The sequence below is a fragment of the Azospirillum soli genome (assembly GCF_017876165.1).
GTDB lineage: Bacteria > Pseudomonadota > Alphaproteobacteria > Azospirillales > Azospirillaceae > Azospirillum > Azospirillum soli.
This window is the reverse complement of the sequence record NZ_JAGINQ010000001.1, coordinates 495,741-519,619: the sequence shown is the minus strand read 5'-3', so window position 1 is coordinate 519,619 and position 23,879 is coordinate 495,741. Positions and strand designations below refer to the sequence as shown.

Annotated in this window: 21 protein-coding genes and 1 pseudogene; 15 read left to right on the top strand and 7 right to left on the bottom strand. The window is 67.5% G+C overall.

Going from position 1 to position 23,879, the window contains the following annotated elements:
• Positions 1-34 precede the first annotated feature (34 nt).
• From J2852_RS02460 to J2852_RS02445, 4 genes are read left to right on the top strand one after another with little or no spacing between them, the layout of a single operon-like run.
• On the top strand, positions 35-463 hold the full coding sequence (locus tag J2852_RS02460; RefSeq protein ID WP_209870336.1) for a DUF3775 domain-containing protein: 429 nt from the start codon (positions 35-37) through the stop codon (positions 461-463).
• The gene (locus tag J2852_RS02455; RefSeq protein ID WP_209870334.1) at positions 463-1,218 is read left to right on the top strand and encodes an SRPBCC family protein; all 756 of its coding nucleotides are present in this window, start codon (positions 463-465) and stop codon (positions 1,216-1,218) included. Before J2852_RS02460 ends, J2852_RS02455 begins: the two co-directional genes overlap by 1 nt.
• Positions 1,215-2,390, top strand: coding sequence for a zinc-dependent alcohol dehydrogenase (locus J2852_RS02450; RefSeq protein WP_209870331.1), 1,176 nt, complete (start codon positions 1,215-1,217; stop codon positions 2,388-2,390). The genes J2852_RS02455 and J2852_RS02450 overlap by 4 nt, the downstream gene beginning before the upstream one ends.
• A gap of 27 nt (positions 2,391-2,417) precedes the next feature.
• The gene (locus J2852_RS02445) at positions 2,418-2,672 is read left to right on the top strand and encodes a hypothetical protein (RefSeq protein WP_209870327.1); all 255 of its coding nucleotides are present in this window, start codon (positions 2,418-2,420) and stop codon (positions 2,670-2,672) included.
• Positions 2,673-2,714: 42 nt separating this feature from the next.
• Here J2852_RS02445 and J2852_RS02440 read toward each other — a convergent pair whose 3' ends face one another.
• The gene (locus tag J2852_RS02440; RefSeq protein ID WP_209870324.1) at positions 2,715-3,452 is read right to left on the bottom strand and encodes a ThuA domain-containing protein; all 738 of its coding nucleotides are present in this window, start codon (positions 3,450-3,452) and stop codon (positions 2,715-2,717) included.
• Positions 3,453-3,578: 126 nt separating this feature from the next.
• Between J2852_RS02440 and treZ the strand changes: the two genes are divergently transcribed.
• From treZ to J2852_RS02415, 5 genes are all read left to right on the top strand, one after another.
• Entirely contained in the window at positions 3,579-5,516 is a 1,938-nt protein-coding gene (gene treZ / locus J2852_RS02435) for a malto-oligosyltrehalose trehalohydrolase (protein WP_209870322.1), read from the top strand.
• 8 nt (positions 5,517-5,524) lie between these two features.
• Positions 5,525-7,582 (top strand): amylo-alpha-1,6-glucosidase, encoded by a 2,058-nt coding sequence (locus J2852_RS02430; protein WP_209870319.1) that lies wholly within the window; start codon positions 5,525-5,527, stop codon positions 7,580-7,582.
• Positions 7,583-7,922: 340 nt separating this feature from the next.
• Positions 7,923-9,050 carry a PAS domain-containing sensor histidine kinase gene (locus J2852_RS02425; RefSeq protein WP_209870316.1) on the top strand — a complete coding sequence of 376 codons (1,128 nt, stop codon included), beginning with the start codon at positions 7,923-7,925 and terminating at the stop codon, positions 9,048-9,050.
• Between the two features lie 725 nt (positions 9,051-9,775).
• Positions 9,776-10,093: a hypothetical protein gene (locus tag J2852_RS02420; protein WP_209870313.1), complete on the top strand. Its 318-nt coding sequence runs from the start codon at positions 9,776-9,778 to the stop codon at positions 10,091-10,093.
• Between the two features lie 102 nt (positions 10,094-10,195).
• The gene (locus J2852_RS02415; protein WP_209870311.1) at positions 10,196-10,558 is read left to right on the top strand and encodes a hypothetical protein; all 363 of its coding nucleotides are present in this window, start codon (positions 10,196-10,198) and stop codon (positions 10,556-10,558) included.
• Positions 10,559-10,589: 31 nt separating this feature from the next.
• Here the strand turns inward: J2852_RS02415 and J2852_RS02410 are convergent, their stop codons facing one another.
• Together J2852_RS02410 and J2852_RS02405 are read right to left on the bottom strand one after the other, a co-directional pair.
• Positions 10,590-11,810: a polysaccharide deacetylase family protein gene (locus tag J2852_RS02410; protein WP_246499247.1), complete on the bottom strand. Its 1,221-nt coding sequence runs from the start codon at positions 11,808-11,810 to the stop codon at positions 10,590-10,592.
• A 202-nt stretch (positions 11,811-12,012) separates the two neighbouring features.
• Positions 12,013-13,044 (bottom strand): bacteriohemerythrin, encoded by a 1,032-nt coding sequence (locus J2852_RS02405; RefSeq protein ID WP_209870305.1) that lies wholly within the window; start codon positions 13,042-13,044, stop codon positions 12,013-12,015.
• A 339-nt stretch (positions 13,045-13,383) separates the two neighbouring features.
• Here J2852_RS02405 and J2852_RS02400 point away from each other — a divergent pair, with 339 nt between their 5' ends.
• Positions 13,384-13,767, top strand: coding sequence for a DUF2934 domain-containing protein (locus J2852_RS02400; RefSeq protein ID WP_209870302.1), 384 nt, complete (start codon positions 13,384-13,386; stop codon positions 13,765-13,767).
• Positions 13,768-13,787: 20 nt separating this feature from the next.
• Positions 13,788-14,372: an HPF/RaiA family ribosome-associated protein gene (locus tag J2852_RS02395; protein WP_209870300.1), complete on the top strand. Its 585-nt coding sequence runs from the start codon at positions 13,788-13,790 to the stop codon at positions 14,370-14,372.
• A gap of 49 nt (positions 14,373-14,421) precedes the next feature.
• On the opposite strand, the gene J2852_RS02390 is transcribed toward J2852_RS02395, so the two are convergent.
• Positions 14,422-15,624: a L,D-transpeptidase family protein gene (locus J2852_RS02390; RefSeq protein WP_209870297.1), complete on the bottom strand. Its 1,203-nt coding sequence runs from the start codon at positions 15,622-15,624 to the stop codon at positions 14,422-14,424.
• Between the two features lie 358 nt (positions 15,625-15,982).
• Here J2852_RS02390 and mepK point away from each other — a divergent pair, with 358 nt between their 5' ends.
• Positions 15,983-16,567: a peptidoglycan L,D-endopeptidase MepK gene (mepK, locus tag J2852_RS02385; protein ID WP_209870294.1), complete on the top strand. Its 585-nt coding sequence runs from the start codon at positions 15,983-15,985 to the stop codon at positions 16,565-16,567.
• Positions 16,568-16,673: 106 nt separating this feature from the next.
• Entirely contained in the window at positions 16,674-17,852 is a 1,179-nt protein-coding gene (locus J2852_RS02380; protein ID WP_209870292.1) for a baeRF3 domain-containing protein, read from the top strand.
• A 489-nt stretch (positions 17,853-18,341) separates the two neighbouring features.
• On the opposite strand, the pseudogene J2852_RS31380 reads toward J2852_RS02380, so the two are convergent.
• Positions 18,342-18,600 (bottom strand): annotated as a pseudogene (locus J2852_RS31380) (helix-turn-helix domain-containing protein); the annotation flags it as partial.
• A 529-nt stretch (positions 18,601-19,129) separates the two neighbouring features.
• On the opposite strand from J2852_RS31380, the gene J2852_RS02370 reads away from it, so the two are divergent.
• Positions 19,130-21,562, top strand: coding sequence for a methyl-accepting chemotaxis protein (locus J2852_RS02370; RefSeq protein WP_209870286.1), 2,433 nt, complete (start codon positions 19,130-19,132; stop codon positions 21,560-21,562).
• A 121-nt stretch (positions 21,563-21,683) separates the two neighbouring features.
• Positions 21,684-22,028, top strand: coding sequence for a hypothetical protein (locus J2852_RS02365; protein WP_209870283.1), 345 nt, complete (start codon positions 21,684-21,686; stop codon positions 22,026-22,028).
• Between the two features lie 184 nt (positions 22,029-22,212).
• Here J2852_RS02365 and J2852_RS02360 read toward each other — a convergent pair whose 3' ends face one another.
• Together J2852_RS02360 and J2852_RS02355 are read right to left on the bottom strand one after the other, a co-directional pair.
• The gene (locus tag J2852_RS02360) at positions 22,213-22,806 is read right to left on the bottom strand and encodes a hypothetical protein (protein WP_209870280.1); all 594 of its coding nucleotides are present in this window, start codon (positions 22,804-22,806) and stop codon (positions 22,213-22,215) included.
• A 109-nt stretch (positions 22,807-22,915) separates the two neighbouring features.
• Positions 22,916-23,785 (bottom strand): cation diffusion facilitator family transporter, encoded by an 870-nt coding sequence (locus J2852_RS02355; RefSeq protein WP_343206665.1) that lies wholly within the window; start codon positions 23,783-23,785, stop codon positions 22,916-22,918.
• Positions 23,786-23,879: the final 94 nt, after the last annotated feature.

Below are 23,879 nucleotides of genomic sequence, written 5' to 3'. Positions count from 1 at the left end.
GACCCGAACAACCGATCAAAGAAGTGCGACACCCATGCTCAAGCAGATCTCGGTCGATACCGTGAAGCAGGCCGCCGACCTCGCGTACGAGGCCGTGGCCGACCGCCAGCGCTTCCTCGCCGGCATGCGCAACATCGACCTGGGCGAACAGAATGCCGAGCGCGGCTCGCGCAATCCGACCGACCTCGACGCGCTGAACATCATGTCCACCGACGCGAGCGAGGCGCTCGACCAGCTGACCCGGATGCTGGAAGGGCTGTCGCCCGAACAGCGGATGGAACTGCGCGCCGTCATGATGGTCGGACGCGGCGACTTCGCCGGCAACCAGTGGGACCGCGCGCTGGACGAGGCGGGCCGCGCGCCCGACGCCTCGCACTACACCGACATCTCCGAACGCATCGACCTGCACGACTACCTGATGAAGGGACTTTATGAGCTGAACCTGCTCAGGAAGGAGGGGTGATGGCGCTGGACACCCTGACGGACGGGCCGGAGGCCGGGACGACCGAGCGCTGGGTCGCCATCATGGGCGGCACGGCGCTGGGGCTGGCCGGCCTGCGCCGGGGAAGCTGGGCGCTGGCCGCGCTGGGCGGCGGGCTGTTCCTGGCCGGGGCGGCCGGGGTGCCGCTGGCCGAGCCGGTCGCCCGGCGGGTGCGGGAAGGCGGCCTGCCGGCCATGAGAAGAATGGATGTGGCGGGTCTGCTCCCCACCATGGACCGGGACCCGACGACGACCCAGGCCAACGTCACCATCGCGACGGAACCCGAGAAGCTGTTCCGCTTCTGGCGCAACTTCGGCAACCTGACGAAGCTGTTCCCCCATCTCGACGCGGTGGAGGTGCAGTCGGACACGGAAAGCTGCTGGAAGGCGCACGGCCCCGGCGGCATGCGGGTCGTCTGGCACAGCCGGCTCGACAAGGTGCGCGAAAACGAGCTGATCACCTGGCACACGCTGGTGGACGCGGAACTACCGCACCGGGGTTCGGTCATGTTCCACCCCGCCCCCGGTGGGCGCGGGACGGAGGTGCGGCTGACCCTGGTCTACCGGCCGCCGGGCGGGCAAGGCGGGCGCGTCGTCTCCCGCCTGTTCGGATCGGCGCCCGAGCAGCAGGCGCGCGAGGCGTTGCGCCGCCTGAAGCGGATCATGGAGGCGGGCGAGCTTCCGACCATCGACGGGCAGCCCAGAGGGCGCAGAGGCATGCGGGAGATCGTGGAATGAGGGCGCTCTGCTGGAACGGCGTCAACGACCTGCGGGTGGAGCGGGTGCCGGACCCGCGCATCCTCGGCCCCCGCGACGCCATCATCAAGGTCAACCTGTCCTCCGTCTGCGGGTCGGACCTGCACCTGATCGACGGCTATGTCCCGACCATGAAGCCCGGCGACATCATCGGCCACGAGTTCATGGGCGAGGTGGTGGAGAAGGGGCCGGAGGTGCTGCGGCTGAACCGGGGCGACCGGGTCATCACCGTGTCGATCATCGGCTGCGGCAAATGCTGGCACTGCGAGCACGAGGAATACTCGCTGTGCGACAACTCCAACCCGCAGCCGGCCTATGAGGAAGCGGCCTACGGGCATTGCACGGCGGGCATCTTCGGCTACAGCCACGCCTTCGGCGGCTACGCCGGCAGCCACGCCGAATACATCCGCGTCCCCTTCGCCGACACCAACTGCTTCCGCGTGCCGGACGGCGTGCGGGACGAGCAGGCGGTCTTCGTGTCGGACGCCGTGCCGACCGGCTACATGGCCGCCGACATGGCCGGCATCAAGCCGGGCGACGTGGTGGCCGTGTGGGGCTGCGGCGGCGTCGGCCAGATGGCGATGCGCAGCGCCCTTCTGATGGGGGCGGAAAAGGTCATCGGCATCGACCGCTACCCGGACCGGCTTAAGGCCGCGCAGATGAAGGCCGGGGCGGAGCCGTTGGACTACACGCGGGTGGACGTCTACGACGCGCTGCTGGCGATGACCGGCGGGCGCGGGCCGGACGTGTGCATCGACGCGGTGGGCATGGAGGCGGACGGCTTCGACACCGGGGTGGAGTACTGGTACGACCGCACCAAGCAGGCCCTGGGGCTGGAGAACGACCGGTCGGGCGTGCTGCGCCAGATGATCCAGTGCTGCCGCAAGGGCGGCACGCTGTCCATCGTCGGCGTCTACGGCGGCTTCATCGACAAGTTCCCCATGGGAGCGGCGATGAACAAGGGCCTGACCTTCCGCATGGGCCAGCAGCATGGTCAGCGCTACGTCAAGCGCCTGTTCGAGCACATCGAGAAGGGCGAACTCGACCCCTCCTACCTGTTGACCCACAAGTGGTCGCTGGACGATGGCCCGCGCGGCTACCGGATGTTCAAGGAGAAGAACGACGACTGCATGCGGGTCGTCTTCGCTCCGTAAGGGAGGGGATCCAGGGGAGGGGATGCCATGAAGCTCGTGTATGCCTATCCCGCCGAGAAGGGCCGGGGCGTGGAGGCCGAGATCATCGGCGCGCTCCGCGACCGTTTCGGCAACGTCGCCCAGACCGACCGCGAGGAGCGCGATGCGGAGCGGGGCGGGGCGACCGACGTGTTCGTGACGCTGGAGGTCGGCGACGAGCGGTACGACGCCGCGCTGAACGCGCTGCGCGCCCACCCGGCGGTGATCGACGCCGCCGCGCGGAGCTTCGGCGAGAGGGTGTAGGGCGCCCAAGTTCCCTCTCCCGCCAGGGGCGGGAGAGGGGATTCACTCCAGATCCTCCAACGGCGACTCGCGGCGTCCGCGAACGGGCGCCGTTAGCCCCTCCGGCCTCGCGGCCCAGCGCACCGCGTTCAGGATCACGCGCTGGATTTGCGGGTGGTGGTAGGTGGGGTAGGTCTCGTGGCCGGGGCGGAAGTAGAAGACGCGCCCCATCCCCCGCCGCCAGCCGGAGCCGCTGCGGAAGACCTCGCCGCCCTTGAACCAGCTGATGAAGACCAGATCGTCGGGCGGGGGCACGTCGAAGGGCTCGCCGTACATCTCCTCGTGGTCGAGGTCGATGTGGTCCTCGATGCCCGCCGCCACGGGGTGGCCGGGATCGACGACCCACAGCCGCTCCCGCTCGCCGGCGACGCGGTACTTCAGGAAACAGCCGGTGCCCATCAGCGCCATGAAGGGCTTGGAGAAGTGGCTGGAATGCAGCGCCACCAGCCCCATTCCATGCTCGGTCACGCGCGTCTTCACCCGCTCCGCGACGGCGTCGGAGACCTCGGCGTGGGCCTTGTGCCCCCACCAGACCAGCACGTCGGTGGCGGCCAGACGTGCCTCGGTCAGGCCGTGTTCGGGTTCGTCCAGGGTGGCGGTCGCGACCTCCAGCCCGGCGGCGCGCAAGGGGGCGGCCAGCGCCTCGTGGATGCCCTGCGGGTAATGGGCGGCCACGGCCTCGTTCGTGCGCTCGTGGCGGAACTCATTCCAAATGACGACGCGGGGTGCTCTTTGGGTCATGAGCGGATGGTTTCCGGCGTGGCGGTGTTGGTCCGAAGAGAAAACACCCAAACGGCTTGGCCGATCCTGTCCTTTGGGATCAATCCGGCGGGATCGATTCGGCCGGCCGCCTGTTGTGGGGAACCGATGGTCCAAGCAATCCTGTCCGAAGATCAAGAGCCACTGAACGCCCCCCGCCGCTATCCGGTCGGGGTGGAGGCGTTACCGGGCGACTGCGTGCACGCGCGCGTCTGGGCACCGAAGTGCCGCCGCGTCTCCCTGGTGATCGAGCCTGCCAGCTTGTCCGACCAGAAAGGCCGGTCGGTGGAGATGGAGGCGGAGGGCGGCGGCTATTTCTCCGCGCTCGTCGAGAATGTGCCGGTCGGCAGCCTGTACGGGTTCCGCCTGGATGATGACGAGAAGCTCTACCCCGACCCGGTGTCGCGCTTCCAGCCGGACGGTCCGCACGGTCCCTCGCAGGTCGTCGATCCGTTCCGCTTCGACTGGACCGATCGCGGTTGGAAGGGGCGGTCGATCAAGGGCCAGGTCATCTATGAAATGCACGTCGGCACCTTCACGCCGGAGGGCACCTGGGAAGCGGCGATGCGGGAGTTGCCGCAACTCGCCGACCTCGGCGTCACGGTGCTGGAACTGATGCCGGTGGCGGAGTTTCCCGGCCGGTTCGGCTGGGGCTATGACGGGGTGGACCTGTTCGCGCCGACGCGGCTCTACGGCGGTCCCGACGACATGCGGCGCTTCGTGGACCGGGCGCACGCGCTGGGCCTCGCGGTGATTCTGGACGTGGTCTACAACCACCTGGGTCCCAGCGGGAATTACCTGAAATGCTTCGCCGACGGCTATTTCACCGACCGCTATGAGAATGAGTGGGGCGAGGCCATCAACTTCGACGGTCCCGACGCTGGCCCGGCGCGGGAGTTCTTCCTGACCAACGCCGCCTACTGGATCGACGAGTATCATCTGGACGGCCTGCGGCTGGACGCCACGCAGCAGATCTTTGATGCCAGCAAGACGCACATCCTCTCGGAAATGAGCCGGGCGGTGCGCAAGGCGGCGCGCGGCCGGGCCACCATCCTGGTCGGCGAGAACGAGCCGCAGCACGCCACCATGGTCCGCCCGGTGGAGCAGGGCGGCTGCGGGCTGGACGCCATTTGGAACGACGACTTCCACCATTCGGCCATGGTCGCGCTGACCGGCCGGAACGAGGCCTACTACACCGACTACAAGGGGACGCCGCAGGAGTTCGTCTCCGCCATGAAGCACGGCTTCCTCTATCAGGGGCAGTGGTACCGCTGGCAGGGCAAGCGCCGGGGCATGCCGGCCTTCGGGCTGCCGCGCCCGGCCTTCGTGACCTTCATCCAGAACCACGACCAGATCGCCAATTCCGGCAAGGGGCTGCGCGCCCACGCGCTGACCTCGCCGGGGCGCTACAAGGCGATGACCGCGCTGACGCTGCTCGGCCCCGGCACGCCGATGCTGTTCCAGGGGCAGGAGTTCGCGGCGAGCAGCCCCTTCTACTATTTCGCCGACCATGAACCCTGGCTGGCCGAGAAGGTGGAGGAGGGGCGGGCCGAGTTCCTGTCCCAGTTCCCCAGCCTCGCCACGCCGGAGATGCGCGCCTGTTTGATGAAGCCGCAGGACGAGGACACCTTCCGGCGGTCGAAGCTGAACCACGCGGAACGGGAGACGCACGCGGAGACTTGGAACCTGCATCGCGACCTGCTGCGCCTGCGCCGGGAGGATCCGGTGTTCAGCGCGCAGAAGGTCGGCGGGCTGGACGGGGCCGTGCTGGCCGAGGAGGCGTTCGTCCTGCGTTTCTTCGGGGAGGATGGCGACGACCGGCTGCTGCTGGTCAATCTGGGCCGCGACCTGAACCTGGACGTGGTGCCGGAACCGCTGCTCGCCCCGCCGCCGGGCATGGAGTGGGAGCTGCTGTGGTCCAGCGAATCGACACGGTACGGGGGATGCGGCACGGCGCCGGTGGAGGTGCGGGACACATGGCGCATCCCCGGCCACGCCGCGCTGGTGCTGGCACCGAAACTTCAGACGGACACCAAGACCACGTAAGGAGGCCCATGGCTGACTTCGTCCGCAAGATCGGGCGCGACGTCCTGCGATCCTCGCACGACGCCGCCCTCACCCGTGAATGGCTGGTCGCGAATGGGCTGGGCGGCTACGCGTCCTCGTCCATTTCGGGGGCGGTGACGCGGCGCTATCACGGGCTGCTGGTGGCGGCGCTGCCGGCCCCGCTGGGGCGCGTTGTGATGCTGAGCCAGGTGAACGACGTGCTGATCCAGGCGGACGGCACCGAATGCCGGCTGAGCAGCCACAACCCCGACACCGACCCCAGGAATGACGGCTGGGTCGGCAACCTCGCCGAATTCCGCATGGAATCGGGCCTGCCGGTGTGGCGGTTCGAGATCGGGGACGTGGTGATCGAAAAGCAGGTGGTGCTGCCGCATCGGCAGAACATCGTGCACGTAACCTACCGCATTCTGAAGGCGCCGCAGCCGGTCCGTTTGCGGCTGCGGCCGGTGCTGGCCGTGCGCAAGCTGGAGGCGGCGGTGGACCAGCCGCTGGCCCGCGACTACAGCATCACCGCGCGCGGCCACGAGTACGAGGTGCAGGCCGGGCCGGGCCTGCCGGTGCTGCGCATGGCGATCGAGGGGGCGGAACTGCCCATGACGCTGGACGGCGGCGCCCGGCGCGACGTCTTTTATCAGGTGGAGGCTGACCGGGGGTATGAGTCGCGCGGCTCCCTTTGGACGCCCGGCTATTTCAGCGGGCACCTGTCGCAGGGGCAGACCGTCACCTTCGTCGCGGCGACCGAATCCTGGCAGCGCATCTGGGCCTTGCCGCCGAACGACGTGCTGCGCTTCGAGGCGGAGCGGCGGCGGCGGCTGGTCCACACCGCTCATCCTTCGCTGCGGACGGGGGCGATGGCGGAGCTGGTGCTGTCGGCCGACAGCTTCATCTTCGTGCCGGCGGGCCGCGTCGCGGATCAGATGCGCGCGCGGGCTGAGGGCGACGAGGTGCGCACGGTGATCGCCGGCTATCACTGGTTCACCGACTGGGGCCGCGACACCATGATCAGCCTGGAGGGGCTGACCCTGACCACCGGGCGGCATGTCGAGGCGGGGTGGATCCTGCGCACCTTCGCGCACTACATCCGCCAGGGCCTGATCCCCAACATGTTCCCCGACGGCAAGGACGAGGGGCTGTACCACACCGCCGACGCGACGCTGTGGTTCTTCCACGCGCTGAACCGCTACCTGCGCGCCACCGGCGACCGGCACACGCTGCAGCTGCTGCTGCCCAAGCTGGTCGGGGTCATCGACCACCACCGGCGCGGCACCCGCTTCGGCATCGGGGTGGACCACGATGACGGCCTGCTGCGCCAGGGGCAGGAGGGCTATCAGCTGACCTGGATGGACGCCAAGGTCGAGGACTGGGTGGTCACGCCCCGCCGGGGCAAGGCGGTGGAGATCAACGCCCTGTGGTACAACGCGCTGCGCCTGACCGCCTCGTGGCTGGTGGAGGAGGGCGAGGCCGCCGCCGCCCGGCCGCTGGAGGAACTGGCCGAGCAGGCGCGGGTCTCCTTCAACCGGCGCTTCTGGTGCGAGCACGCCGGCTACCTCTACGACGTGGTGGACGGGGAGCAGGGGGACGACGCCGCCTGCCGGCCGAACCAGATATTCGCCATCTCGCTCGACAACCCGGTGCTGGACCGCGCCCGGTGGGAGCCGGTGGTGGAGACGGTGCGCACTCGCCTGCTGACCCCGGTCGGGCTGCGGTCGCTGGCGCCGGGCAGCCGCGACTACAAGCCGAAATACTTCGGCGACCTGCGGGCGCGCGACGCCGCCTATCACCAGGGAACGGTGTGGGGCTGGCTGATCGGCCCCTACGTCGATGCTTGGCTGAAGGTGCACCCGGAGGACCGCGAGGGCGCCCGCCGGCTGCTGGAGGACTTTTTGCCGCACCTCGACGAGGCGGGGATTGGTACCATCGCGGAAATATTTGACGCCGAACCGCCGTTCCGGCCGCGCGGCTGCATTTCCCAGGCGTGGAGCGTGGCGGAGGTGTTGCGCTGTTGGGCGGCCACCGCGCCGCAGCCGGATGTCACAAAAACGTAAGGCGACGGGAAAGGTTTAGAGTCTATATCAAGGCGGCGACTTTGGTCCTCGCCAGGGTCGCCGCGCCATTTTGTTTGGGTGGTCTTCCCGCGCGTGCCAGTTATCGGAATGAATATTGAATCAACTGTGGTGAGGTTTGCGATGGCGTGAGCAAGAAATGTTGCCGGTTTGAAAGATAAAATTTTATTGGCCCTCAAACGGCTCTTTAATTCTTCACGAAACTGAAAAATCCCTACTGTTGATCGACGGCGATGGCTGTGCCTACTATTTGGTGTCGGCCAGACGGAAGACGCTCGCGCAATAAGGGTGCCCTGGGGGCCGGACGGAGCAGGAGGGAGCCATGTTGACGTTGTTGCCGAAAGCCGCGCGAAAAACTTCGGGCTGGGACAATCTCGACCGCACGGTTCTGGAGCACACGTCCGAAGGCTGCTGGGTCGTGGACCGCGACCTCGTCACCGTCTACGTCAACCCGGCGCTCTGCGCGATGCTGGGCTATCGGGAGGGGGAGCTGGTCGGCACCCACATGCTCAGCTACGTGGCGGCGGAATGCCGGCCCATCCTGGAGCGGCAGGTGGTGATGCGGGACCTCGTCCCCCACCGCACCTACGACATCGCGCTGCTGCGGGCGGACGGGCAGCCGCTCTACACGATCTTCAACGACTCCCGCCTGGACGACGAGCACGGCATCGCCATGGGGGCCTGCATCTTCATCACCGACATCTCGCGCCGCCACGAGCAGGAGGTGCAGCGCGAGGCGCAGCGGGAACAGCTGGCCGACTCCGTGTCGCGCATGAACCGCTTCCTCGGCCAGATCTGCCAGGATCTGAAGGACCCGCTCAGCGCCATCCTCGGCGCCACGCAGATGATTTCGACCGACCAGAAGGCCGAGGGGGTGCGCGAATACGCCGACCTGTGTTCCGACGCCGGCCGGCAGATCATGCGCACCATCGAGAACCTGTCGCTGTGGTCGCGCCTGCAGCTGAACCAGATTCCCATGGAACTGCGGGTCTACGAGGTCGGCGGTATGCTCCAAGACGTGCTGGAGGAGCTGGAGCCGCGTGCCCGCGCGCGCGACATCCTGATCGTCAACCGCATCTTCGCCACGTCCGTGCTGGCCGACCTGACCGGTTTGACGGCGGTGTTGCGGCACCTGATCGAGAATGCGGTGCGCTTCTCGCCGTCGGGCAGCATCGTCATGCTGTCGGCGGCGGTGGTGGACGGGCAGGTGACCATCCGGGTGCAGGACAACGGGATGGGCATTCCGGACGATGTTCAGCCCAACCTGTTCCGCATCGACCACCATCACGCCAACCCCGGCGCCGATGGCGAGATCGGCAGCGGCCTTGGCCTGCTGATCTCCAAGGCGCTGGTCGAGCGCATGGGCGGCACCATCCGCGTGTACAGCAAGCCCGGCGGGGGTACCGCCGTGACCGTCACGCTGACCGAGGGCGTTCCGGCCATCGGGTGATCGGCCATCGGGTGATCGGTCGGCGGGTGACGGCGCGTCGGCCGGCAAATCTGCTTTGGGTATAGGGAAAGCAATCCGTCAGGAACGAAAGCGGAAAACGCCGTGGGGACGGGGTTCGGGGATTGACTGGCCAAGGCCGCGCGACCCCGCCCGTTCTTCGGCGCCTTTTGCGTTCCGCCTGCCGATATGGCGCGGACCGAGGCCTGTTCTTGCCGGCTGCAAGGCTTCGGCCGCCCTCAGGGAAGGGCTTACCTCGATCTGTACAAAAGACATAGGGGGTGCCCCTTGCGGGGACGCCGAACATTCAGTTGTCAACAGGGCACAGACCTCCGCGAAATCGTGACGCAGGAGGTGGTCGGCGAAATTCCGGTTGACACGTACGGACGGGTTCGGGTCGGCCTCTTGCGATATTGTTCTGCAATTTCAAAGGCTTGGCTGTTTTGCCCAAAATTCAGGCAAACCGGGTGAGGGCCTTGTGGCGCCTGTGGCGAATCGGAGTATGCGCATCCTTGTCAACATAGTTATCCACAGACTCTGTGGAGAGCTACGTCGGAGGTGTGATCCTCCCTTTTCGCCATGACCTTTGGTTGCCGGGCCGGTCGATGGGGGTAAATACTTCAGATGCGAGGCATTGCGGCGTTTCACCGTTATAGTGGTGGTTGCTCGCCCCCGGCGCATTAGGGCGGCAAGACGGTGACAAAGGGTGCGGCGACAGGGGAATGCCCATGCTGGATGTCTTTGGGCCGGAAGCCTTCGAAACCTCATCCCGCGCGCGTCGGCGCCGCTGGGTGAAGCCGGTCGGCGTGAGCCGGGCGCGGAAAGTCCGCCTGCCGTCCTACGCGTCTCCCGCCTTTTCGGCGACCGCATTGACCGCGCTGATTCTTCACCTGATGGTTGATCTGGCCTCCCGTCTGACGCTGTCCGACCCGGCCGGAACGCTGTCCGCGCTGGTCGGCATGGGCGCCGTGCTGGTCATCCTGCTGCCCTTCGCCGTTCTATGCGCCAAACGCGCGCACGCCGCCTGGACGCGGGCCGGGGACTGACGCCGCGACATTCGATCTCACGGAAGTGGTTGCCCCTTAAGGGTGCTCCGCGCTTAAATCGCGCGTCCGAAGGGCGGGCGGCATGGCAGCGGGAGCTTGAGAATGGGCGTCTTCGATTTTCTGAAGATCACGGTGTTCGAAAAGAAGAAGCCGGCCGCGCCCGCACGCCGCAAGGTCACCAGCGGCAGCTTCATCGAGGTGGACAGCAAGAGCTTCCCGCTGGCCGCCCTCACCACCAAGGGTTTCGTCGCAACGAAGTTCGACGATTCGCTGATCAAGGGGCAGACCGCCCGGATCACCGTCCGGGTGGACGACGACTGCGGGAAGTTCACCTTCCCGGCGACCATCGGCGTCAACGAGATCAAGGACGGCAAGCTGGTCGGCGAATGGAACATGCTGGCCCCGGAGATCGAGGCCACCATCCGCAAATACGCCCAGAACCGCAAGCAGAAGACCGGACGGTAACCGCCCGTTCCGCCCCTTCGGTTCCGCCCCGTCAGTTGCGGGTCGTCGGGACCGGGGCGCTGGCGTTCAGCATCGGCTCGCTGGCGTTGACCAGATGCGGGTGGGCCAGCAGGCGCATCCGCTCGATCCATTCCGACAGGGTGACGAACTCGCAGCCCTTGGCACGCATCTCGTCGATCACGCGGGGCAGAGCGTTCAGCGTCGACGGGTAGGTGGAGTGCAGCAGCAGCACGCTGCCCGTTCCGGCCGCCGTCTTGACGTGCTGCACGATCTTGTCGGGATCGCGCGACTGCCAGTCGCGGGTGTCCACGGTCCACAGCACGGGCGCCATCTTCTCTTCGCGGGCGATGGCCAGAAGGTCCAGCGTGTAGCGCCCGTAGGGCGGGCGGAACAGCACCGGGTTGGCCCCTAAGCTACGCAGGATGCGGTTAGATTCCGCGATCTCGAAGCGCTGGGAGTCCGGCGGCAGGGCGCGCAGATCGGAATGGCTCAGGCTGTGGTTGCCGATCTCATGCCCGGCGGCGAGGAAGTCGCGGATCACGTCGCCCTGGTTGGCGGCGACCTTGGCCACGGGGAAGTAGGTGGCGCGGATCTTCTCGCGGTTCAGCACGTCGAGAATCTGCCGCGTCACCACCCGGTGCGGGCCGTCGTCGAAGGTGAGCGCGCAGAGGTTCCAGTTCTCCCGCTTCAGCGTCGCCGGCATCACGTCGAAGGGCGTGTCCGGGATTACCGCGCCAAGCCGGCCCTTGCGGCGCCCGACCTTCTCGATGTCGGTCATCGTCCGGGCGTCTTCCTCGCTGTAGGTGACGGCTTCCGGTGGCGGCGTGACGGGGACGGGCGATGCCGGGGGCGGCAGCGCCGCGATAGAAGCGGGTATTGGAGCGGGCGCCGGCACCGGGGCGGGGGCTGGCGCCGCCATCGCGGGAACGGCGGGGGATTCCGGTTTCGGCGCCGCCGCTTCTTCCAGCACGAGGCAGCCGAAGCCGGCGCCGACCATGCGGCGGCACAGCGCCCGGACATCGATCCCGGCGGGCGCCGTCGCGCGCAGGGCCACGCCGCTGCCCTGCCGCTTGGGGTCGAGCGGGATGACTTTCGGCGTCAGCCCGTCCGCCAGCTTGGGCTGACCGCGCTGAAATTTCTGCCACGCCCAGTTGGCTTCGCCCTCCTTCTGGAAGAGGCCGAGTTGCAGCAGCGATACGTCGCCCGCCGCCCGCGCCGAGGGTGCCAGCGCGATGGAGCCCAGAAGCGCCAAGGCGGAAACGGCGGATGCGATGCGGTGAAAACCGGGTGAGCGAGGTGCGTCGGACCTGCCAGCGGGTGGAAGCGGTTCGCTCAAGATCGTGTGTCCCGTCTGTTGGCCCGGCCAAGACTCGCGGGACCGATCATCCGTCCACGTGCAATACCACCGCGTTGGTATTAATTCAAACGGCATCCATCCTTTGGAGAATCGCGCGTTACGGTTTCCCGCCGGGCGTTGCCGGAACGAGGTGGGGGGTGTAGAGCGCGTCGGTCTTGAGGATGTGTTCCTGAAGCCAGTTGCTGAGGAAGGCCAGAACCTCGTCCCCCAGTTCGGACTGGGCGGAGGAGACCAGCTTGCGGCGGATGGCGAAGACCTGCTCGGTCAATTGGGCGTGCAGGCGGCGGTGGCCTGCCAGGGCGGGATAGCCGGCGCGCTCCAGATAGCCTTCTTCCTTTTCGAAGTGGAAGACCGTGTAGTCCACCAGCTCGTCCAGAACCGCTTCCAGGTTGATGCGGTCCTGCCGGGAGTCGGCCCCGGCCAGCTGGTTCATCAGGTCGATCAGCACCCGGTGGTCGTTGTCCAGATCCTCGACGCCGACGCTCATGGCCTCGGTCCACTGGATGATGGTGACGGCGGCGCGCGCCTCCATCACCGCCAGGAAGGCGTCCACCACCACCGGGTCGAACTCGCTGCCGGCGCGGTCGCGGACGTAGGCCGTGGCCTCTTCCGCCGGCCAGGCGTCCTTGTAGGAGCGGCGGTGGGTCAGCGCGTCGAACACGTCGGCCACGGCGACGATGCGGGCCGACAGGGGAATGGCCGTTCCCGACAAGCCATAGGGATAGCCGGATCCGTCGAACTTCTCGTGGTGATGGCCGGCGATTTCCGCCCCCAGCGCCAGATAGCCGCCGGCCTCCGACAGGCGGGCCGCGCGGGACAGGATGGTGCGGCCGTTGTGGCTGTGCTTCTGCATGGCCGCCCGCTCGTCCGGGTCGAGGCGGCCGGGCTTCTGCAAGATGCCGTCCGGGATGGTCACCTTGCCGACGTCGTGCAGCATGCTGGCGACGCGCAGATCCTCGCGGAAACGGGCGCTGACCTGATCGCGGTAGGGGCCGGATTGCAGCACCCGCGCGATCTCGTCGGTCAGGCGCGAGACGCGCATGATGTGCTGGGCGGCGAAGGGATCCTTGTGCTCGGCCAGCGTGGCGAGCGCCACCACAGCCGCCTTGTGAACGCGTCGCAGTCGCAACTCGGCAGCGGTCTCTGCCCGCGGGGTGGAAGCGGGCAGGGCAGCGGCCTCTCCGAACAGCCGCGAACGCACGCTGAAGCGCCGACCGGACCTCCGCACCTCAACCTCCATAATGTGTGACTTCCACCACTCGCACTCACCGATCATTACCGGATCGAACGATTCAAATGTTTGCCGCCGTATGGAGAGCTTTGCAAGCAAACTGCTGACAGGCTTGTGAAATGTCGCAACTGGCGTGTGCCACCGGTTGCGGAACCAAGGCAGGGGCCATCCGGTTAAGGTTGCCGCACCCCCCGTCGCACATCCGCGAAAGCGCACCATGACAAGGAGAGAACCCGGATGGCCGAGGATTTCGGACAGGATTCGGCGAAGGATCTGGACAGCCGGATTCGCCAGCGCGCCCACCAAATCTGGGAGCGCGAGGGCCGGCCGGAGGGCCGCGCCGACGATCACTGGAAGCTCGCCAGCGAGGAGATCGCCATCGAGGACAACTATCGGGACACGCTGGTGCCGAACCCGGCGCGCGGTCCCGACGACACGGCCACCCGTACGGAGCCGGTCGAACCGGCGCTGAGCATGGCCAGCCAGGGCGAAATGCCCGGCATCGCCGACCAGGGCGAGGAGTTCCAGATTCCCGGCGCCGGCGACCGCGACCCCTGGCCCGAGCGGCCGGACGAGGCCGGCCCCCGCTCCGACGACCGCCCGCGCCCTTCCCGCGCCTGACAGAACAAGAGGAACCAGCGATGGACACGAACCTGGAAATCGCCTTCCACAACATGGAAACCCAGCCGGAGCTGGAGACCTACATCCGCGAGCGCGCGGAGAAGCTGGAGAAGCTGTTCGACCGGCTGGTCGGCATGCGGGTGGCGGTGGAACACCAGCACCGCCAGCACAAAACCGGCAACGTCTACGACGTGCACATCGAGCTGATGGTTCCCGGCCAGGACATCGTGGTCAGCCGCAAGCCGCACAAGGCAAAGGAGCGCTACGCCAACCCGGACGCCCGCACCTCGATCCGCGATGCCTTCGAGGCCGCCGAGCGCCAGCTGAAGGAATACAAGGACAAGCTGCGCCGTGACGTGAAGACGCACGAGCCGGAGCAGCCGGGCCGCGTGTCCCAGCTCTACCCCAACGAGGACCACGGCTTCATCACGACCAACACGGGCACGCAGCTGTACTTCCATCGCAACAGCTGCATCAACGTGGACATGGAGGAGCTGCAGACCGGCGACCCGGTGAAGTACGTCGAGACCACCGGCGACACCGGCCCGACCGCCTCGAAGGTCTGGCGCGCGGCGGGTTCCGACACGGAACTGCACGCGTCGTAATGAAAAAGCCCCCCTCCTTCACGGAGGGGGGCTTTCTGGGGAGCGTTGCTTACGCCCGCTGGGCTGTGGTCTGGTCGGGTACCGGCGTGGTCTCGTCGATCAGGTCGTAGACGTCCGGGTGCAGGCGGATGCGGCTCCCGCCAGTTTGCCCATCACCAATTTGTCCGCCGTCCTCGACCGTCGCGGTCCAGTAGACGAAGCGCACCGGCACCGGGCGGGCCAGCTTCACCCATTGCGGCTCCGGCTTGTTCAGCATGCGGTCGAGGCGGTCCGGCGCGATGTTCACGTCGGCCAACAGCACCTCGGCCATGTGGCGGGCGTCCTGAAGGCGCACGCAGCCGGAGCTGATGGTGCGGATCTCGCGGTCGAACAGGCGCGGCTCGTTGGTGCCGTGCAGATAGATGTTGTAGGGGTTGGTCAGGTTGAAGCGGAAGCGGCCAAGCGCGTTGTGGTCGCCCGGCTGCTGCACGATGCGCACGCGGCCCGGCGACACGCTGTTCCAATCGACCGTCCCCGGCTCCACCTGTTCCCCGTCGAGATAGACCGCCGCGTGCTCGATGCCCGGCGTGCCCTTGGCGCGCAGCATCGGCAGCTTGTCCTCCTTCAGCACGGTCGGCGGCACAGTCCAGGTCGGGTTGACGATGATGTGGGTGATCCGGTCGCGCAGCAGCGGCGTCTCGCGCGACGGCCGGCCGACGATGGCGCGCATGGTCAACGCCTCCTCCCCGTCGCGCACCAGCGTGGTGGTCTGGCTCGGCAGGTTCACCAGCAGGACGGTGTCGGGCTCCGTGTCGCGGAACTCGCGCATGGCGGTGGCGCTGCGGCGCATCTGCGCGGCGGCCTCCCTCGGCGAGCGGTCGAGCGCGACGCGCGTGCCGCCGCCGACCAGCCCGTCGATCTTCATCCCCTGGGCCTGTTGGAAGGCGCGCACGGCGGTGTCCACCGTCGCGTCGAAAAACTCGGTCCGCTGGTCGGCGGACAGGTGGCCGAGTTCGATCAGACGCTGCGTCAGCAGCCCGACGCGTTCCCCGCTCATGCCCTTCTTCAGGGTGGCGCCGGAACCGATGCGGGTGATCGGCTGGTCGGGGGTGGACTCCAACTCCGCCGCGACGGTGTCCAGCCGGTCGGCCCAGCCGGTCAGCGTGTCGCGATAGGAGGCGGCGCGGGCCGAGGCCGCTCCGGCAATGACGGAAACCGCCAGCACCAGCGCGGCGAAGGTCCGCTTTGCGGGAAACATCTCAGTTGCGCGCATCGTGCCGTCCTCACTTGCCGGGATCCGTGCCCGATCCCGGTTCGCCGAATGTCCACTCTTAATTTATACACCCAAGTCCGCGCTGGCGAGGCGACGTGAGTCGGATCCCTCTTTCGGGACGCAGGTGTGACCTTCCTGCCGAATCGGCCCGGCCGAGCCGGATAGGCGCGGCCTATGCGGGTCCGACAGGTTTGTGACCTTTTTGGGCAAAATCGGGTTGATTATGATCTGACCCTCCCCTATACGGATAGTTGCTGGGTATGACCACAATATTTTGGGGTCATCCAAACCAGCGGTAGGGACCAGCCGGCGAAGGAGGCCGGTTCGTTTCGAACACCAAATGCATTAAGGGGTGAGGATGCTTTTGGGGGATGACGATCGCAAGGCGCCGGAGATTGGGCGCCGTGGGTTTCTGACCTTTGCCGCCGCGGCTCTGACGACCTTCGCGGCACCCGCCCTGGTAACCGGGGCTCCGGTCCAGGCCGCTCCCCTGGTCGGCGGCGTCCGCCGTATCGCCCTCCACAACATCAACACCAACGAGCATTTCGACGGCGTCTATTGGGCCGACGGCAACTACAAGGCCGACGCGCTGAAGCGGCTGGACGTTCTGCTGCGCGACCATCGCGCCAAGCAGGTCTGCCGGTTCGATCCGCGCCTGTTCGACGCGCTCGCCCGCGTGCACCAAGCGCTGGACAGCGATGAGCCGTTCCGGGTCGTCTGCGGCTTCCGGTCCCGCCGCACCAACGCCATGGCCCGCCGCCGGTCACGCGGCGTCGCGAAGGAAAGCTATCACACCCGCGGCATGGCCGTGGACGTGATGCTGCCCGACGTCAACCTGAAGGCCATCGCCGAGGCGGCGAAGGGGCTGGGGGCGGGCGGCGTCGGCTACTACCCGCGCAGCGGCTTCGTCCACATCGACGTGGGCCCGGTCCGGAGCTGGTAAGTCTTGTCTCTCAACCCCTTCCTGACCTGACGGTAGGGGATAGGAACCATCCCCCGACGCTTCGGTTGCTGCCGACAGGCTCCAACGCACAAGCGCGGGGAAGGCGATGTTCAAGAAAGACGATCTCGAACGGCTTTTGGCCGTCGATGCCGCTCCGGCGGTGTCCATTTTCATGCCCACCCACATCGCCGGGCGCGAAATCCGCCAGGACGTGATCCGGCTCCGGAACCTCATGGCCAAGGTGCAGGACCAGCTGGTCGAGAAGCACGGCATGCGGCGGCCGGACGCCGAAACCTTCATGAAGCCGGTCGCCGCCCTGCTCGACCAGGGCGAGTTCTGGCGCCATCAGGACAAAGGGCTGGCGATCTTCCTGGCAAAGGGGATGTGCCAGATTTACCGGGTCCCGATGGAACTGCCGGAGGAGGTGACCGTCAACTCCCGCTTCACGCTGCGGCCCTTGCTGCCGCTGCTGGCGGGCGACGGCAACTTCATGATCCTGACCATCACCGCCGGCCGGGCGCGTCTGTTCTCGGCGACCCGCCATGGCCTTGCCGAGGAGGACGTGGACCTGCCGCACGGCGTGGCGGAAATCCACGCCGAGACCGACTACGACGAAAACAACCTGCATTCCGCCCCGCCGGCCCGCCACGGCGACCGCACCGACCGGGGTGGCGTCTCCATGGTGAAGACGCACAATTTCGGCGAGGATCCGGAGGAACTGCGCAAGGCGCACCTCATCTCCTACATCGGGCGGGTCTGCGCCAGGGTGCAGGACCACCTGAAGGTTTTCCACGGCCCGCTGGTGCTGATCGCCGAGAGCGAAATCCAGGGCCATGTCCGCAAGGACACGCACCCGCGCGCGCTGATCGAGCAGGGCGTCTTCGCCAACCCCGACGCGCTGGAGCCGGAAGAGTTGCACCGGCGCGCCTATGAGGTCGTCAAGCCGATGTTCGAGCAGGCCCGGCGGGCGGCGCTGGAGCATTTCAACGCGCTGGCCGGCGACCGGACCACCGCCGAGCGGACGACGACCCGCACCGACGAAGTCATGGTCGCCGCCCGCGAAGGCCGCGTCGGCGTCCTGCTGGTGGCTGGAAACGACAAGGTCTGGGGTCATTACCGGGAAGACTATCACCGTGCCTTCCCGCACCACCGGCCGACCGATGGGTCCATCGACCTCGTCGAGCACGCCACCACGGAGACGTTGATGCGCGGCGGCGAAGTGCATGTGGTGGATAAGGGCGACTTGCCCTCCGGTGCTTCGACCGCCGCGATCCTGCGGTTCTAAGTCCTACCGAGTGGTATAAGGAAAGCCCCTCACCGCCGGGTGAGGGGCTTTTCGCATTTGAGCCTGTCGCATCTGGATTGTCGGCCGCACATCAGCGTGTCGGGGGCGGGGCCTTTGCGGCGCGGTAGATGTCCGCCGGGTCCCAGACGGCGCCGTGGCGCCGCCGCGTCTTGTTGGCGGATTTACTTTTCGACCGGCTGGACGACTCGCGGGATGCGGCGGAACGCCCGGCGGGCGCGTCGTTGGTCGCGGTTGGAGGCGTGTGGGCATCGTCCCCAATGGTGCCCTGAGGGGCGTCCTGGACGCCGTCCTGCGCCTCCCGCAGGTCGGGGGAAAGGCTGCCGAGCAGGGACAGCAGTTCGTCCGCCACATGGGCCGGAGCGGCGCGCCACAGGCGGAGCAGGCGGGCCTCCCGCCGGCTGATGATGCTCTCGGCCGTCGTGTCGGAATCCTCATTGCGTGCCTGGTGCGAAGCGCTATGAGGATCGTCATATGAGTCAAAGAAAAAACTGATCGGAACGTCGAGCACTTGTCCCAAACGGTAAAGCGTGCCGGCGGAAATCCTGTTCGACCCGCGTTCGTACTTCTGAACCTGCTGAAACGTCAGGCCGATGGACTCGCCCAATTTTTCCTGGCTCATTCCCAGCAAGGTCCGCCGCATGCGAACGCGTTGACCCACATGCGCATCGACTGACCAGGATTCGGGCGATCCGCGCCGCCCTCTTTTGCGCGCCGAAGGTTCTTTCATGACCCGGCACTCCAATTCTTTGGCGCTAATTGTTTAGTCTGTCTATCAAACAGGACTATGTTCACACATCCCTTCGGTGCAATCAAGTGAAAACTTTGAAATTATTGGACGGCGAGCGTTTCTTAAATGTCATAGCCCAGTATGGTTCGCGACTAGTGATTGTTGATTTGCCGAATGCGATGGATGTCGAGACGGGTAGTCGCGAGTTGTGAAAGGGCCGGGGCTGTTCACCCGTCCTGTTGCCCAGAAACCATTTGGCGCGACTCTGGACGAGGTGTGCGGCCTCGCTGGAAGGAACGGAAAGGGCGGCCGGGGAGTGCTGCACTTTAATTGCAAAGTGCGGTCATTTCTTCGGGGCGGTAACCGTGTGGAAACCCTTTGCTAATCAAATCCTGATATCTGGCATTTTACGCACCTCGCGCCAGCGGACGCTCGGAGTGGCCTTTCAAGGCCGTATCCGGGGCGGCGCGCGCGGGGTTCACCGGTGGCGGTCGGTTCGCCACCGGGTCGCAGTCAAAGGATCAGTTCCATGCAGGCAAGCAGTCTGGCGGGGCGCTTCAAGGTCGGGACCCGTATTTACTTCGGGTTCGTGGCGGTGCTGCTCCTGCTCGTGGTGGTCGTTGCCGTCGGCGTGCGCGGTCTGGGCGCGGCGCGCGATGGCTTCCAGTCCTACGCCGCCGTGAGCAATCATTCGATCCAGGTCATCGACATCGACGGCAACGTGGCGCAGATGCGCCGGCTGGCCTACAACTACACCGTCTCCGGAGACCCCAAGGTCGCCGAGCAGGTGCGCAAGGTGCAGGCCAGCATGGGCAAGCAGCTGCGCGCCGCGCTGGAGGGGACGACGGGTGAGCGCCGCGCCAACCTGGAGCGCATGAACCAGCTGTTCGATGCCTATGTCGTCGACTTCGGCAAGATCGTCGAACTGCGCCAGCGCCGTGACCGCCTGTACGACGAACAGCTCGTCCCGGCCGGCGAGAAGGCGCGCGAGACCATGTCGCAGCTGGTCACCGGAGCCATGGCGGACGGCGACATGGAAGGGGCGGCGCTGGCCGGCCTCGCCCAGGAGAAGCTGCTGCTGGCCCGCATGGCCGCCTTGCGTTTCTTCTCCAGCCCCAGCGAGAAGGCCGCCGCCGAGGTTTCAACGCGCAACGACGCCTTCAATGAGGCGATCCGCGACGTCGCCAACAGGCTGAACAGCCCGGCGCGCAAGCGCATAGCGCAGGAAGCCGACCAGCTGTCCGACCGCTACGTCGAGATCTTCCAGCAGACCGCCGCCGTGGTCGTCGACAGCGCCAAGCTGGTCGAGAAGATGGGGGCGATGGGTGCCGAGTTCGCCGAGCTGTCCGACCGCACCGTGTCCATCGAGACGAAGGACCGCGAGGATGTGCTGTCCTCGACCGAAGGCAGCATGGACCGCACCCTGACCGCCAACATGACCATCGCCGGCATCGCGATCGCCGTCGGTCTGCTGCTGGCGTGGGCCGTGGCGCGCTCGATTGTCCGTCCGGTTCTGGACATGACCGGGACGATGACCAAGCTGGCCGAGGGCGACCTGACCGTGACCATCCCGGCCCTGGCCAACCGGGACGAGATCGGCCGGATGGCCAAGGCGGTGGAGGTGTTCAAGGACAACGCAATCCAGAAGAAGCGCATGGACGAGGCCGAGCGCGAGCGGCTGGAAGCCGAGCGCCGCGCCGACGAGGCCCAGCGCGCCCGCGAGAAGGCCATCGGCGAGGAGATCGCCGCGCTGATCGACGGCGTGTCCAAGGGCGACCTGTCGCGCCGCCTCGATCTGGCCGGCAAGGACGGCTTCTACAAGACCATGTCGGAGGGCATCAACCGCCTGACCGACACGGTGGAGGCGGTCATCGACGATCTGGGCGCGGTGCTGAGCGCGCTGGCTCAGGGCGACCTGAACAAGCGCGTCGAGCGCGATTACCAGGGCGCCTTCCAGAAGCTGAAGACCGACGTCAACGCCACCTCCGCCAAGCTCTCGGAGATCGTCGGGCAGATCCTGCGGGCCACCGACGCCATCTCCTCGGCCGCGTCGGAAGTCTCGCTGGGCTCCAGCGACCTCGCCGAGCGGACCGAGCAGCAGGCGTCGAGCCTGGAGGAGACGGCGGCGAGCATGGAAGAGCTGGGCGCCACCGTGCGCTCCAACGCCGACAATGCCCAGCGCGCCAATCACATGGCGACCGATGCCCGCAACTCCGCCGAATCCGGCGGCGGCGTGGCGAATTCGGCCATCGACGCGATGAAGCGCATTGAGGACGCCAGCCGCAAGATCACCGACATCATCGGCGTGATCGACGAGATCGCCTTCCAGACCAACCTGCTGGCGCTGAACGCGGCGGTGGAAGCGGCGCGGGCGGGCGATGCCGGGCGTGGCTTCGCCGTGGTGGCGCAGGAGGTGCGTCAGCTGGCGCAACGCTCCGCCCAGGCGTCGAAGGAGATCAAGGGCCTGATCCTCGACAGCGACAGTCAGGTGAAGGACGGCGTGGAACTGGTCAAGAAGGCCGGCGACGCGCTGGAGGGCATCGTCTCCGGCGTCCAGCAGGTCGCCAGCCTGATCGCCGAGATGGCGTCGGCCAGCAGCGAGCAGGCCTCCGCCCTGGACGAGATCAACTCGACCGTTGCCCAGATGGACGAGATGACCCAGAAGAATGCCGCCCTGGTCGAGGAAACCACCGCCGCCGCCCAGTCGCTCGCCAACCAGGCGACCGACCTGCGCGCGCTGGTCAGCTTCTTCAAGCTGGATCAGGCGGCGGTCATGTCGGCCGTCGCGGCGGCCTCGGCCCAGCCGGCCTTCCATCGCACCATCGCCCCGACCAAGCCGGTCACGCGCCCCGCGGCCAAGCCGGCAGTCCGCGCAGCAGCCAAGCCCGCCCCGGTCAAGGCGGCGGTCGGCGGCACGCTCCAGCGCGCCTCGGCCGACGAGGACGACTGGAAGGAGTTCTGAGCGGGAACCCCGCTGACTGGTGAACGCTGACCGACGAGAAGCCCCTTTCCCCGTGGAAAGGGGCTTTTTGTTTTGCGGGCCTCGTCACCAGATAGGATGTGGGCAAGGTCGGAACGGAATCATGGCAGCGCGCGCGCTCATCACCCTTTTCACCGCCGGTTTGCTGTGGGCCGAGCCGGCTCATGCGGCCGACACGCCGGGGTCGCCACCTTCGGCGACTCCCGCCCCGATGACGCCGGGGGAGCAGGCGCGGCAGGGGCTCGATCTTCTGATGAAGGCCCTGGAAGGGTGGGTGCGGCAGGTGCCGCTGTTCGCTCCGCCGGAGGTGACGCCGGAAGGGGACATCATCATCCGCCGGCTCGACCGGAACCGCCCGCCTCCGCCACCTCCCGAAACGGCTCCCGGCACGCCGCCAGCACCGGGAGCGCCCGGCGGAAGCGCGCCGGGATCGGCAACGGATTTGTAGAGGCCGATACACCCCGTCACGCAGCGGCCTGCCCAGGGAGGTGTGCCCCGGTCGGGGCGTCATTCATCTTAATGGATCGTTAACCAACATCTTAAGGGGTCGTTAAACATGGTTCGGTGCTCAGATATTCGGAATTTGCGCCGGTTGCGTGACGGGGTGTATCGGGCTTGATCGCCCGCGCGTCTCAGCGGACATGCCCCTGGCTGATAGGCCCACGGTTGACATGCCAAGGCCCGCCGGGGTGGGCGAAGCCTTCGATGTGGTCGCGCAGCTTCTGGATCTGCGACGGGGTGAGGGCGACGCCGAAGCGCGCCCGGAAGGCGGCGGCGATGGCCCCGCGCGTCGGCCGCTCACCGTTGGCGGCCAGGGTCCGATAGACGACGAACCCCTCGACGCAGCGGCGCAGCGCGTCGGGTCGGTTCCGCAACTGGGCGGCCTGCGGCGTGCCGGCGGTGCGGAGATGCTCCTCCAGCCGTTGCGCGGCCTCTTCCGCCGACAGATCGGGCAGGGGGACGGCGGGCGCCGGCTCCGGTTCCGGGCGGCCGATGGCGGCCTTGGCGCGGCGGCGGCGCTGGCGTTCGCGGTCGTCGGCGCGCAGCCGCTCGGCATAGGACGGGTCAGCGCGCCGCCGTTCGGTGCGCGCCCGGTTGGCGCGGGCGTTCCGCTCGTCCTGCCTAGCCCGCGCGTCGGGGTCGCCGAGCAGGAAGGCCAGTTCCTCGGCGGTCAGGCGGACGGCGTCCGATGGTTCGGGAAAGTCCGTGTCATCGTCGGGAGCCATGACGGATAAACACCGCCAGGGCTCCCTCGGGTCCAGTTACCAAAATCGGGCGTCGGTCAGCGTGACGATGCCGTTGGGGCCGGGCTTCGGTTCGGGAGGCGGCAAACCCTCAAGGACGCCCATCGGGGCAGGGGCCGGTTTCGATCTGCACCGTCGCGTGGCCAATGCCGAACCGCTGGCGCAGCGTTTCCAGCAGAACCCCCAGCACGGCGTCGCGGTCGGCGTCCTGCCGCACGACGGCGTGCATGGTCAGCAGCGTGCGCTCGGTGGTCAGGGACCAGACATGGACGTGGTGGATGTCGGTCACGTCCGGCGCGGCGTCGCGCAGCGTGCGGCGCAGGATGTCCAGGTCGATGTCCGACGGCGTGCCCTCGACCAGGATGTGCATGCTCTGCCGCACCACGGTCCAGGCGCCGCGCAGGATCAGCAGCGCCACCAGCGCCGACAGGAGCGGGTCGATGGGCGTCCAGCCGGTCGCCAGGATGATGCCCGCCGCCGCGATGGCCGCGACCGACCCCAGCAGGTCGCCCATCACATGCAACATTGCGCCGCGCACGTTCAGGTTCTCGCGGTCGCCCCGGTGCAGGATGACGAAGCCCACGACGTTGCCGATGGCGCCCAGCGTCGCCACGGCCATCATGGTGCCGCCCATGACGGGCTGCGGCTGCATCAGCCGCTCCGCCGCCTCGTACAGAATCCAGCCGGACAGGGCGAACAGGCTGATCCCGTTGACGAAGGCGGCCAGAACCTGGAGCCGGTGATAGCCGAAGCTGCGCCTTTGGTCCGAGGGTCGCCGCCCCAGCCGGAAGGCCAGCCACGCCAGCGCCAGCGCCGCCGCGTCGGTCAGCATGTGCCCGGCGTCGGCCAGCAGGGCCAGCGAGCCGGACAGGATGCCGCCCACCACCTCCGCCACCATGATGGAGGCGGTCAGCAGCAGGACCAGCAGCATGCGGCGTTCGCTGTCGGCGGTCACCGCCACGGCGTGGGAGTGGCCGTGGGCATGATCGTGCCCATGCCCATGCCCATGCCCATGCCCGTGGCCATGGCCATGGCCGTGATCGTGTTTGTCATCC